Here is an 11,855-nt window from a genome sequence, read left to right as displayed (position 1 = left end):
CCGCATCCCGGCGACCCGGTGGCCGTGCTGGCGGACTCGCCGCCCCGGTTGGTGGCCCTGGGGCGGGTCAACCGGATTGGTGACGGGCTGGTGGTGACGTACATCCGGCGAGCCTTCGACGAGCCGGTTCCGGCCGAGCAGGTGGGGGTCAGCGGCCCGGTCAGCCCGCTCGACCCGGTCGTGTACGGGCAACTGGTCGACCGGCTCGGCCCGCCGGCACCCCGCCGTACCTGGCTGGTCAGCCTGGACCTGCCCATCGAGGCGGACACCCGGGCCGAGGCGGTACGGCTGTTCTGGTCGTACGTGCGGGAGCTGGGCCCGGGGGAGTTGCCCACGTTCGTCTCGCCCTCAGGAGACGAGCTGGCCATGCAGGCGTTCGTGCTGGGCGCCGAGGCCAACCAGGATCCGGAGGAGGACGACTAGGCCATCCAGGTTCGGATGGAGCCGTTCGACCCGCGGCCCGCCATCCCACCCCTGACGACGTGGCGGGCGTGGACCTCCTCCTCCGCTCGGACGACGCCGCGAGGACCACCGGCCACACCGTCTCGTCGACGGCGGCTGCGTGGCCCCGGTGCACGCCAGGGTCAGTGGCCCTCGAAGGTGGGGCTGCGCTTCTCGACGAAAGCCTCGGTGGCGGAACGGTGATCGGCCGTGGCGCCGCAGATCGCCTGGGCCTGGGCCTCGGCGGCCAGGGCGTCGGCGAGGGTGCCCGCGTCGGCGATGGAGAGCTGCCGCTTGATCGCCCCGTACGCGACGGTCGGGCCGGCGGCCAGCCGGGTCGCCAGCTCCTGCGCGGCCGGCAACACCGCCTCGTCGTCGTTGACCAGCCGGGTGAGCAGGCCCAGCCGGCACGCCTCCTCGGCGCCCACCGGCTCGGCGAGCATCAGCATCTCGACGGCCTTGGCGTGACCGACCAGCCGGGGCAGCGTCCAGGACGCGCCGGTGTCGGCGGCCAGTCCCACCCCGGCGAACGCCATCAGGAACTTCGTCCTCGGCCCGCCGATCCTGAAGTCGGCCAGGAACGCCAGCGAGGCGCCCGCCCCGGCGGCCATCCCGCGGACCGCGGCCACGACCGGCTTGGGTAGGTTGGCCAGCCGGGCGGCGATCGGGTTGTAGTGCGCCCGCACCGTGTCCAACGGGTTCGCGCTGGTCGACCTGAGGGCCTGCACGTGCTCGCGGAGATCCTGCCCGGCGCTGAACTGCCCGCCAGCCCCGGCCAGCACCACCGCCCGGCAGGAACGGTCGGTCTCCAACTGGGCCAGCGTGTCCCGGAGCGCCTCCTTCAGCGCCACGTCGAGCGAGTTCATCGCCGCGGGGCGGTTCAGCGTCAGGGTGACCACGGCATCGGTGCGGTCGACGAGCAGCGGCTCGGTCACGTTCTCAACGACCCTTCTGTCGGGCGGTGCGGTTGGTGGCGTCGAGGCACTGCTCGACGTACCGGTCGGCAGCCGGCCGCAGCCGGGCCGCGTGCCGGTCGAAGAAACCGGCCGCGGCGACGCCGGGCCAGCGCTCCGGGAGCAGCGCCGGCGGCAGCTGCGGATCCCGGAACAGGAAGGTACGCCACGCGTGCACGAGCCGGAAGCGGGCCGCGTACGCCTCCTCGTCACCGCTGCGCACCGTCACCCCGGTCAGCAGCGGGCGCTGCTCGGCGACGAACCGCTCGTACGCGTGCCCGATCTCGGTGAGGTCCCAGGCCCGCCGGACCACCCCCATCGCCCCCGGAGTGCCGGCGACGTGCGCGGCGGTGAACCGCTCGTAACACACGCCGGCCTCCTCCAGCAGGAGGTCGACGTCCTCGCTGGCCCGGGTGGCCACCCAGGTGTGCTCGTCGAGGGTTCCGTAGCCGAGAAAGCTGAGGTTGGCCGCGAGCCGCTGCCGGTCCCGTCGCGACGGCGGGGTCCGGAGCACCAACAGGTCGAACCGGCCGTCCCAGGTGACCCGTCCGGTGCGGTAGATCCGGGCCGCCGCCTCGTCGAGTCGCCGGGCGGCCTTCGGTGTGATCGAATATCCGGGCCCGGAGGCCAGGCGGAGCGGATCGAGCCACCCCTGGCGCACCATCCGGGACACCGCCGTGCGCACTGCCGGGGGCGCGATCCCCAGCGGCGCGAGCAGCTTGACCAGGGCGGCGACCGGCGCGCGGCCACCCCTCGGCCGGAGGTAGTCGCCGTACAGGTCGAAGAGTGCCGACCGTGCCTGCATGACCGCACATTGTGACAGGCCTACCCAGGATAAGCTAGGTGCTGTTACATCAATGCTGCTTCGGTTTGGGTCCGGCGGTGTTCATCAGGGAAAATCCTTGGTCGACGCCCCCGCGTATCTTGCGGGTGGTCATGGCGAAGTGGCTGTGGGGCAACCCACCGACCCTGGTGTAGGTCTGAGGGGAGACAACATGGCGGCGATGAAGCCGCGGACGGGCGATGGTCCGCTGGAAGTCACCAAGGAGGGCCGGGGCATCGTCATGCGGGTCCCGCTGGAGGGCGGTGGCCGGCTCGTCGTCGAGATGACTCCCGACGAGGCCAACGCGCTCGGTGACGCGCTGAAGGCGGCCGCCGGCTGACCGACCAACGGTCCGCGCGGCGCCGCGCGGATGGCTCGTCGAGACCCTGAGCCACCGGAGACCCCGGTGGCTCAGGGTCTTCACATCCCGTACGCGGGGCCGACACGCCCCGCGCCCACGATCATCACCGGAGGTACGGCCCAGCGTGCTCGCCATCCGTCTCACAGCCAACCCCGACCGGCTGGATACCCTCGTCCTGCCCGTCCGCACCGGCGCCACGACCGACGGGGGTACGGCCCCGGCGATGCTGGCCCCGACCGGGGTGGCCCTGCCCGACGAGGTCTCTGCGGAGGCGACGACACTGCTGCCCGCGACCCGGCTCGCCGGCCGGGCCGGCGAGACCTTCGCCCACCTTCGCCCCGGCGGCACCCCGCAACGGTTGCTGCTGCTCGGCGTCGGCGACGGCGCCGGCAGAAGCTGGCGGACCGCCGGGGCGGCCCTCGCCCGCGCCGCCAGGGATGAGACGCACATCACGGTCGCGCTCCCGGCCGACGTCGACAGCGACGCGGTCCGCGCCCTCGTCGAGGGGCTCCAGCTCGCCGCGTACCGGTTCCGGATGACCGACGCCGACGAGTCGCCCGCGCTCGCCGGGGTGGAGCTGCTCGTCGCCGACCCGGAGGCACAGCGCGAGGCGGTCACCGTCGCCGAGACGACCGCCCGGATGACCCGCTTCGCCCGGGACCTGACCAACGCTCCCTCGTCCGTCAAGAACCCGCAGTGGTTCGCCGCCCAGGTCGAGGCGGCCGCCGACCTTCCCGACCTGCACCTGCGGGTACGCGGCCCGGAGGAACTGGCCGCCGAGGGCTTCGGCGGCATCCTGGCCGTCGGCGGCGGCTCGGCCAGCGGCCCCCGCCTCGTCGAGCTGGACTGGCGCCCCGCCGGCGCCCGTACCCACGTGGTGCTCGTCGGCAAGGGGATCACCTTCGACACCGGCGGCATCTCCATCAAACCGGTGCCGGCGATGAAGCTGATGCGCAAGGACATGGCCGGGGCCGCCGCCGTGGTCGCGGCGACCCTCGGCGCGGCGGCGCTGCGCCTGCGGGTCCGGGTCACCACCCTCGCCCCGCTGGCCGAGAACATGGTCAGCGGCTCCGCGTTCCGCCCCGGCGACATCGTCCGCCACTACGGCGGCCTGACCAGCGAGACCACCAACTCCGATGCTGAGGGGCGGCTGGTGCTCGCCGACGCGATGGCGTACGCGGCCCGCGACCTGGCGCCCGACCTGCTGGTCGACCTGGCCACCCTGACCGGCGCCAACGCGGTCGCGCTCGGCAAGCGGCACGGCGCGCTCTACAGCGACAACGACCAACTCGCCGCCGACCTGCTGGCCGCCATCGAGGACGCCGGTGAGGCGGCCTGGCGGATGCCGCTGCCCGCCGACTACGTCGAGCACCTCAGCAGCGATCTGGCCGACCTGCACAGCTCACCGGACGCCGGGGCGGGCTCCGTCACCGCCGCGCTCTTCCTCCGCGAGTTCACCGGCGACCTGCGTGACCGCTGGCTGCACATCGACATGTCCGCGCCCTCCTGGTCCGACGGCGACGACGCCGAGCTGACCCGGGGCGCGACCGGTTGGGGCGTACGCGGGCTGCTGCGCTGGCTGGCGACGCTGCGGTGACCGGCCGCCGCCGCCCGGCAGGCGACGGAGGCATGGCGGCGAGCGGTCAGCACTTCACCGCGACCAACAGGCCGGGCCCGACCGGCAGCAGCGCCGGCGTCCAGTACTCGGACTCCCGGATCGCCTTCACCGTCTCCCGGACGGTGACCGTCTCGGCGTCCCGGGCAGCCGGGTCGCCGATGCGCCCGTTGGCCAGGGCGCCGTTGAGGGCGAGCACCCCGCCGGGGCGCAGCAGCCGCAGCGCGGCGTCCGCGTACGCGGCGAAGCCGGTCGCCTCGGTGTCGACGAAGACCAGGTCGTACGCGCCGTCGGCGAGCCGGGGAAGCACGTCCAGCGCCCGGCCGGTGATGATCCGGGTACGCCCTGACGGGAAGCCGGCCTCGACGAAGATACGCCGGGCGATCCGCTGGTGCTCGACCTCGACGTCGATGGTGGTGAGCACCCCGTCGGCCCGCATCCCGCGCAGCAACCAGACCCCGCTGACCCCGGTGCCGGTGCCGATCTCCACCACCGCACGGGCGTTCCCGGCGGCGGCGAGAAGGCGCAGCGCGGCCCCGGCGCCCGGGGTCACCGCGTCGAGGCCCACCTCACGGGCGAGGGCACGGGCGGTCCGCAGCACGAGGTCCTCGCCGACGTACGACTCGGCGAACTGCAACGTCTGCGCCGTCGGAGTGCCGGAACTGGCGGCCGTGGCGATGGGACACCTCCGGGCGGCGGGAGTGGTGCGAGGGGCGGGTTGGCACTGTGAGCCTAGAGGCGGGACCGGCGCGGCGCAGCCGCCCCGTCCGGCGATGACGATCACGACCGCCGGAGCCGGCTCGATCCCGGTCCATCCGTGCAATCCTGGAAGCGGTGTCCCCCGTGGCGTACCCGCCGCCGCGTCGCGCCGTACGGGGGATCCGGGGACGGAGTGGGAGGCACCGACGTGACCGACGGCTGGGACTGGCGCCAGCCCGGCAGCAACCCTGCGCCGGTGGGGCCGCCGACAAACCCTGCGCCGGTGGGGCCGCCGACGGGACCGCCGCTGGCAGGGTCCTCGCCGGCGTCCCCCGGTGCCGGCGGCGGCACGGCGTCGCCGTGGTGGTCCGACGCGCTCGCCGACCCGTGGCGCGACCCGTACGCGCCCGCCGCCGTGGTGCTGCCGACCGCGCCGGCGGCCGGCGCGGCGCCCGAGCCGGTCAGTGACCCGGACGCGCCCGACCGACCGAGGCTGCGCCAACTGTTGCTGATCCCGCTGATCACCGCGCTGCTCGCGGGGGCGCTCGGCGGTGCTCTCGGGTATGCCCTCGCGGTGCGCGGCGGGGCCGGCGGCGGGGTGATCCTCGGCGCCCGGCCCGCCGACGCCCCCGGGCTGGCCCAGCGTCGCCCCGAGTCGCTGGCCGGGGTCGCGGAGAAGGTCCTGCCCAGCGTGGTGACCGTCCGGGTGGTCGGCCTGGGCGGGGTGAGCGAGGGCTCCGGCTTCATCGTCAGCGCCGACGGGCACGTGATCACCAACGATCACGTGGTCGGGAGGGGCGGCCGGGCCAGCGTGGTCTTCAACGACGGCAGCACCGCCCCGGCCACCGTTGTCGGCCAGGACCCGGAGTCGGACATCGCGGTGATCAAGGTGAGCCGCAACGGGCTGCGGCCGATCGAGTTCGGCGACTCCGACGCGCTCGCCGTCGGTGACCCGGTGCTCGCCGTCGGCTCGCCGCTGTCGCTGGCCAACACGGTCACCGCCGGCATCGTCAGCGCCCTCGACCGCACCATGCAGGCCGGGGAGCCGGGTGGCCCGGTGCGCTACTACGCGGCGATCCAGACCGACGCGGCGGTCAACCACGGCAACTCCGGCGGCCCGCTGGTCGACTCCGCCGGGCGGGTGATCGGGGTGAACTCCACGATCAAGTCCCTGGTCGCCGAGGGGCAGGAGGCGGGGAACATCGGGCTCGCCTTCGCCATCCCGATCAACCAGGCCAAGCGCATCACCCAGGACATCATCGGCACCGGCAAGGCCCGCCGCACGGTGATCGGGGCCCAGGTCGGCGGCGCCGGGTCGGCTACCGGCGGAGCGGGCGTACGGCTGGCGGCGGTGGAGCCGTCCGGTCCGGCGGCCGGCGCGGGCCTCAAGGCCGGGGACGTGATCCTGCGGTTGAACGGCCGGCCGATGACCGAGCCGACCGACCTGATCGCGCTGGTCCGCAAGTTCGCCCCCGGTTCGGTGGTGACGGTGGAGTACCGGCGGGGCGCGAGCCAGCAGAACGCCTCCGTGACGCTCGCCGCAGATGCCAAGTGAGGACCGGTCACCCCCTCCCGGGCAGCCGGTCGACGTGCGTAGTCTTGGCCTGACGGTGACGAGGAGGCCCAGCAGTGCTCGACAACCTGAACTGGTGGGAGATCGTTGCGCTGCTGCTCCTGGCGCTGCTGATCTTCGGTGACCGGCTGCCCAACGTGATCAGCGACGGTCTGCGGATGGTGCGCAACCTGCGCAACATGGCCCGGAACGCCACCGGCGACCTGAGCCGCGAGCTGGGCACCGACATCCAGCTGGAGGACCTGCACCCGAAGGCGTTCATCCGCAAGCACCTGCTCAGCGAGGAGGACGAGGCGGCGATCCGCAAGCCGTTGCAGGGTGTCTACGACAACCTCCGCGCCGACATCACCGGCGTGCACGACGAGCTGAAGGACGTCGCGAAGGCCGTCGACCTGCGCTCCGACACCGGCCGCCCGGCCACCGCCACCGGCGACGCGCCGGCCCCGGCTCCCCGCCGCAGCTACGACGACGCCACCTGACCCGGCGGTTTCCGGGTCAGGTGGCGTCGTGCCTGGGACCGGCCGGCGGGAATCCCAGCGGCCGGCGGGCCTTCAGCGGCCGGCGGGCTTGAGGCCGAGCGGCTTGCCCAGCAGCGACTCGCGGCGCACCGCGAGTCGGTCGGCGACCTCACCCAGCGCCTTCGCGGCGGGAGCGTCCGGCGCGGCCAGCACGATCGGCGTACCGGCGTCGCCGCCCTCCCGGACCCGGGTGTCGAGGGGGATCTGCCCCAGCAGCGGCACCTGTGCGCCGATCGTCCGGCTCAGCGAGTCGGCGACCGCCTGGCCGCCACCGGAGCCGAACACCTCCATCCGCGAGCCGTCCGGCAGCTCCAGCCAGGCCATGTTCTCGATGACGCCGACCACCCGCTGATGGGTCTGCAGGGCGATCGCGCCGGCCCGCTCCGCGACCTCGGCGGCCGCGGCCTGCGGGGTGGTCACCACCAGGATCTCGGCGTTGGGCAGCAGTTGGGCCACCGAGATGGCGATGTCGCCGGTGCCCGGAGGCAGGTCCAGCAGGAGGACGTCGAGGTCGCCCCAGTAGACGTCACCGAGGAACTGCTGCAGCGCCCGGTGCAGCATCGGGCCACGCCACACCACGGCCGCGTTACCCGGGGTGAACATGCCGATCGAGATGACCTTCACGCCGTGTGCCTGTGGCGGCATGATCATGTCCTCGACGCGGGTGGGCTTGCCGTCCGCGCCGAGCATCCGGGGTACCGAGTGACCGTAGATGTCCGCGTCGACCACGCCGACGGAGAGGCCCCGGGCGGCCAGCGCGGCGGCCAGGTTCACCGTCACGCTGGACTTGCCGACGCCGCCCTTGCCGCTGGCCACCGCGTACACGCGGGTGCGGGAGCCGGGCTGGGCGAACGGGATCACCGGCTCCTGGGACGCCGCGCCGCCACGCAGCTTCGTCTGGAGCGCCTGCCGCTGCTCGGGGCTCATCACGCCGAACTCGATCTCGACGCCCGTCACGCCGGGTACGGCACCCACCGCGGCGGTGATGTCGTTGCGCAGCTTGTCCTTCAGCGGGCAGCCGGCCACGGTGAGCAGCAGCTCGACCCGGACGACGCCGTCGTCGCCGACCACGGCGGAGCGGACCATGCCGAGCTCGGTGATCGGGCGGCGGATCTCCGGGTCGTTGACGGTGGCCAGGGCGGCCTGGATCGCGTCGGAGACGGTGCTGACGGGTGCTGACATGCCGGCAATGTTACGTCGGCGGCGATCCGTCCCCGCCGCCGCGGCGACCGGTGTGAGCCAATCGATCGCCGCGCCGGGCGGGTGGGGCCGGCCGGTTCAGCTCTCCGGGCGCCCGTCGCGGGCGTAGTCGCCGTCCAGCTCGTCGCGGGGCTCGTCCAGCGGATCCGGCCCACCGGAGCGGTGGGCCGCCCGCTCCTGCTGCCGGCGCTCCAACCGCTGCCGCCGGTGCGCCGCCTCGTCCAGCTCCTCGGCCAGCCGGGCCAGCTCGGAACGGAGGAAGTCCCGGGTGGCCACCTCGCCCATCGCGACGCGCAGCGCGGCGATCTCCCGGGCCAGGTACTCGGTGTCCGCCTTCTGCAGGGCCGCCCGGCGCCGGTCCTCCTCCAGCGCCACCCGGTCCCGGTCGGCCTGCCGGTTCTGCGCGAGCAGGATCAGCGGGGCCGCGTACGACGCCTGGAGCGACAGCACCAGGGTGAGGAAGGTGAAGGTGTACGGGTCGAAGCGCAGATTCGGCGGGGCCAGGGTGTTCCAGAGGAACCAGGCCGTGATCACCACGGTCATGTAGACGATGAAGTTGGCGGTGCCCATGCCCCGGGCGATCCCCTCGGACCAACGGCCGAAGGCCTCGGGGTCGAACCGGGGCAGCTTTACGCGGGACTCGCGCGGCTGGTCCAGCCGTTCGGCCCGCCGGCGCTCAACCATCCGCGCCATCCAGCGTCTCCTCGCCACCGCCCGGGGTTGGTACCGCGTCCCGGTCCCGCCAGTCGCGCGGCAGCGAGTGGTCGAGCACGTCGTCGACGGTGACCGCGCCCACCAGCCGGTTGTTCCGGTCGACCACCGGCATCGCAACCAGGTCGTACGTGGCCATCCGCCGGGTGATCTCCGGCAGCGGGGTGGTCGGCCGGAGCGGGTCGATGTCGTTGACCACCACCCCGCCGAGCAGGTCGGCCGGGGGCTCCCGGAGCAGCCGCTGGAAGTGCACCATGCCCAGGTAACGGCCGGTCGGGGTGGTCATCGGGGCGCGGGTCACGAAGACCTGCGCGGCCACCGCGGGAGAGAGCTGCTCCTCGCGAATCCGGGCCAGCGCCTCCGCCACTGTGGCGTCCGGGGGCAGGATCACCGGCTCGGAGGTCATCACGCTGCCGGCCGTGCCCGAGGCGTACCGGAGAAGCTGGCGGACAGGGTCCGCCTCGTCCGGCTCCATCAGGTCCAGCAGCACGTCCTGCTCCGGCGGGGGCAGCTCGTTGAGCAGGTCGGCCGCGTCGTCCGGATCCATCTCCTCCAGCACGTCGGCGGCCCGCTCCCGGTCCAGCGCGGCGAGGATCTCCACCTGGTCGTGCTCGGGCAGCTCGCTGAGCACGTCGGCGAGGCGAACGTCGTCCAGCGCGGCGGCGACCTCGTTTCGCCGGGCGTCGGGCAGGTCCTGGAGGGCGTTGGCCAGGTCGGCCGGGCGCATGTCCTCCAGCACGGCCAGTAGGTTGGCGGTGCCCCGGTTGTCGGCGATGCCGCTGAGCCCGCGTACCCGGTCCCACGGGACCTGGTGGAGGTGCCCCCGCCGGGTGAGCCGGCCGGTGTGTTCGCGGACGGCGACCCGGGACAGCGACCACTCACCGTCCCGGCTGCGTTCCATCGCCACGTCCACCACGGTGCCCGGCTGGCCGCCGGGTTCGAGCTGGACCCGCCGGTCCAGCAGTTCCTGGAGCACCAGCAGCTCGTTCGGGCGCTTCTCGAAGCGGCGCAGGTTGAGGGTGCCGGTGCCGAGGACCACCGCGTCGGCGTCGATGGTGGTGATCCGGTTGATGGACAGGAAGATGCGCCGGCGCATCGGCATCTCCGCGACCAGCCCCACCACCTCGGGCGGGCGCTGCGTCGGCCGGAGCCGGCCCACCGCGTCGCGGACCCGTCCCACCAGGTCGCCGTTGGGGTCGAAGACGGCAACTCCGGCGAGTCGGGCCAGATAGACCCGGTTCGGCGTGCTCACGGGCACCAGCCTAAGCGCCTAGTGTCTAACGGCATGTCGACCCTGGCCTTCGAGATCGTGGACGTCTTCACCGACCGCCCGTTCGCCGGCAATCCGCTGGCGGTGGTGTTCGGCGCCGAAGGGCTGGCCACCGAACAGATGCAGGCACTCGCGCTGGAGTTCAACCTGTCGGAGACGGTGTTCGTGCTGCCCCCGACCCAGGTCGGCGCCACCTACCGGGCCCGGATCTTCACCCCCGCCGCCGAGCTTCCTTTCGCCGGGCACCCCAGTGTCGGCGCGGCGGTGACCGCGAGCCGGCGTGGGATGTTCGGTGTGGGGCAGGTCACCCAGGAATGCGGCGCCGGGGTGCTGCCGATCGAGGTCACCGCCACCGGCGCCACGCTGACCGGCGGCGTGCCCACCCTCAGCCCGGAACTCGACCCGGAACCGCTGCTGGAGATGGTCGGCCTCGACGTGGCCGACCATACCGGCCCGGCGCCCCGGGTGGCGGGCTGCGGCCTGGAGTTCCCCTACCTTCCGGTACGCCCGGACGCGGTCGCGCGCGCCCGGTTGAACGTGGCGGCGGCGGAGCGGTACGGGCTGGACCATGTCAGCGTCTTCTCCTGGGAAGCCGGCGCGCAAACCGCGCACGCCCGCGTCTTCGTGCCCGGGATGGGGGTGCCGGAGGATCCGGCGACCGGTTCGGCCGCCCTGGGGCTCGGTGTCTGGTTGGTGGCCAGCGGTCTGCTGCCCGGCGAGGGTCGCTCCGAGTACGCGGTCCGGCAGGGCGTGGAGCTGCGCCGGCCCTCGGCGTTGGCCTGCACGGTGACCGCGGCCGGCGGGGTGGCGGTCGGTGCCACCGTCTCCGGTCAGGTGGTGCCGGTGGCGCGCGGCGAGATCGCCGCACCCCCCTTCATCGGCTAGGGTCCCGGCCAGCCGCGCCTCGGTTTTGCGGCATGCTTGGTGTTCGCGTGGCGGGACACGGCGACGTGCCGCAAGCGGAGTCGATCATGTGATCGGGCCGGTCCGGCCCGGGCGAGGTACGGGAGGATGGCGGCGTGACGGACGAGGTGGACGCCCCCGTGTCGACGCCCCTGGTCGACGAGGCGATGAAGAAGGCCGCCGTCTGCTGGGTGAGCGTCGGCGACGGCCCGGCGGTGGCGCTGTGGTGCGTACCGCTGGAGGGGACGCTTGTCGTGGTCAGCGGGCCGGGCGAGCAGACCGCGCCGGGCCTGGCCGACGCCACCGCGGCCCGGGTGACCCTGCGCGGCGACCACGGCGGGCGGATCGTCACCTGGCTGGCCCGGGTGACGCGGCTGGTGTCGGGCACCGAGGAGTGGGAGACCGCGGCTCCGTTGGTGGCCGCGAAACGCCTGAACGCCCCCGGGCCCAGCGCCGACCTGGTCGCCCGCTGGGCGGCCGACGGCTGTGCCCTGAGTCGTCTCCTGCCGGCCGGCACGCCGGACGCCGCCGACGCGCTTCCGGACGTCTCCCTCGCCGAGGAGCCGCGCGGGGCCGCCGTGGTCCGGACGACCCGCAAGCCGTTCCGCCTTCACAAGGTCCGCCGCCGCTGACCGGACCCGCGCCGCGCCCGGCCGCGCCGCTGACCGGACCCGCGCCGCGCCCGGCCGCGCCGCCGGCCGGCGACCGCTCCGCCGCCGGCCGGTGGCGCTGCCTCAGCGGACCGTCGACACCGGGTCGACCAGCTCGACCACCTCGCTGAGCGAGCC

General features: G+C 74.0%; 13 protein-coding genes. 7 read left to right on the top strand and 6 right to left on the bottom strand.

From position 1 onward, the window contains the following. On the top strand, window positions 1–423 hold a 423-nt coding region (locus E1193_RS24145; protein WP_132185467.1), incomplete at its 5' end, for a hypothetical protein. A gap of 161 nt (window positions 424–584) precedes the next feature. Here E1193_RS24145 and E1193_RS24140 read toward each other — a convergent pair. Beyond that, on the bottom strand, window positions 585–1,376 hold the full coding sequence (locus tag E1193_RS24140; RefSeq protein WP_132185466.1) for an enoyl-CoA hydratase-related protein: 792 nt from the start codon (window positions 1,374–1,376) through the stop codon (window positions 585–587). 4 nt (window positions 1,377–1,380) lie between these two features. Beyond that, the gene (locus tag E1193_RS24135) at window positions 1,381–2,199 is read right to left on the bottom strand and encodes a PaaX family transcriptional regulator C-terminal domain-containing protein (RefSeq protein ID WP_132185465.1); all 819 of its coding nucleotides are present in this window, start codon (window positions 2,197–2,199) and stop codon (window positions 1,381–1,383) included. Between the two features lie 190 nt (window positions 2,200–2,389). On the opposite strand from E1193_RS24135, the gene E1193_RS24130 reads away from it, so the two are divergent. Beyond that, on the top strand, window positions 2,390–2,557 hold the full coding sequence (locus E1193_RS24130) for a DUF3117 domain-containing protein (RefSeq protein WP_007455245.1): 168 nt from the start codon (window positions 2,390–2,392) through the stop codon (window positions 2,555–2,557). Between the two features lie 145 nt (window positions 2,558–2,702). Further along, window positions 2,703–4,175: a leucyl aminopeptidase family protein gene (locus tag E1193_RS24125; RefSeq protein ID WP_132185464.1), complete on the top strand. Its 1,473-nt coding sequence runs from the start codon at window positions 2,703–2,705 to the stop codon at window positions 4,173–4,175. A gap of 46 nt (window positions 4,176–4,221) precedes the next feature. Here the strand turns inward: E1193_RS24125 and E1193_RS24120 are convergent, their stop codons facing one another. Next, window positions 4,222–4,830, bottom strand: a complete 609-nt coding sequence (locus tag E1193_RS24120; protein ID WP_207922839.1) for an O-methyltransferase — start codon at window positions 4,828–4,830, stop codon at window positions 4,222–4,224. Between the two features lie 255 nt (window positions 4,831–5,085). Between E1193_RS24120 and E1193_RS24115 the strand changes: the two genes are divergently transcribed. Further along, on the top strand, window positions 5,086–6,447 hold the full coding sequence (locus E1193_RS24115; protein ID WP_207922838.1) for a trypsin-like peptidase domain-containing protein: 1,362 nt from the start codon (window positions 5,086–5,088) through the stop codon (window positions 6,445–6,447). Window positions 6,448–6,521: 74 nt separating this feature from the next. Beyond that, the gene (locus E1193_RS24110) at window positions 6,522–6,944 is read left to right on the top strand and encodes a preprotein translocase subunit TatB (RefSeq protein WP_132185462.1); all 423 of its coding nucleotides are present in this window, start codon (window positions 6,522–6,524) and stop codon (window positions 6,942–6,944) included. A gap of 72 nt (window positions 6,945–7,016) precedes the next feature. Here the strand turns inward: E1193_RS24110 and E1193_RS24105 are convergent, their stop codons facing one another. From E1193_RS24105 to E1193_RS24095, 3 genes are all read right to left on the bottom strand, one after another. Beyond that, a complete protein-coding gene (locus tag E1193_RS24105; RefSeq protein WP_132185461.1) occupies window positions 7,017–8,165 on the bottom strand; it encodes a P-loop NTPase in 1,149 nt (382 codons plus the stop codon). 96 nt (window positions 8,166–8,261) lie between these two features. Next, window positions 8,262–8,867: a DUF1003 domain-containing protein gene (locus E1193_RS24100; RefSeq protein ID WP_132185468.1), complete on the bottom strand. Its 606-nt coding sequence runs from the start codon at window positions 8,865–8,867 to the stop codon at window positions 8,262–8,264. Beyond that, entirely contained in the window at window positions 8,860–10,146 is a 1,287-nt protein-coding gene (locus E1193_RS24095) for a CBS domain-containing protein (RefSeq protein WP_132185460.1), read from the bottom strand. Before E1193_RS24095 ends, E1193_RS24100 begins: the two co-directional genes overlap by 8 nt. 33 nt (window positions 10,147–10,179) lie before the next feature. Between E1193_RS24095 and E1193_RS24090 the strand changes: the two genes are divergently transcribed. Together E1193_RS24090 and E1193_RS24085 are read left to right on the top strand one after the other, a co-directional pair. Further along, window positions 10,180–11,049: a PhzF family phenazine biosynthesis protein gene (locus E1193_RS24090; protein WP_132185459.1), complete on the top strand. Its 870-nt coding sequence runs from the start codon at window positions 10,180–10,182 to the stop codon at window positions 11,047–11,049. 185 nt (window positions 11,050–11,234) lie between these two features. Beyond that, a complete protein-coding gene (locus E1193_RS24085; protein ID WP_207922840.1) occupies window positions 11,235–11,699 on the top strand; it encodes a hypothetical protein in 465 nt (154 codons plus the stop codon). Window positions 11,700–11,855 lie beyond the last annotated feature (156 nt).

It is taken from the genome of Micromonospora sp. KC606 (assembly GCF_004348675.1).
In the GTDB taxonomy this organism is placed as follows: domain Bacteria; phylum Actinomycetota; class Actinomycetes; order Mycobacteriales; family Micromonosporaceae; genus Micromonospora.
Note: the sequence above shows the minus strand (reverse complement) of the source record. Positions and strands in the feature narration are given on the sequence as shown.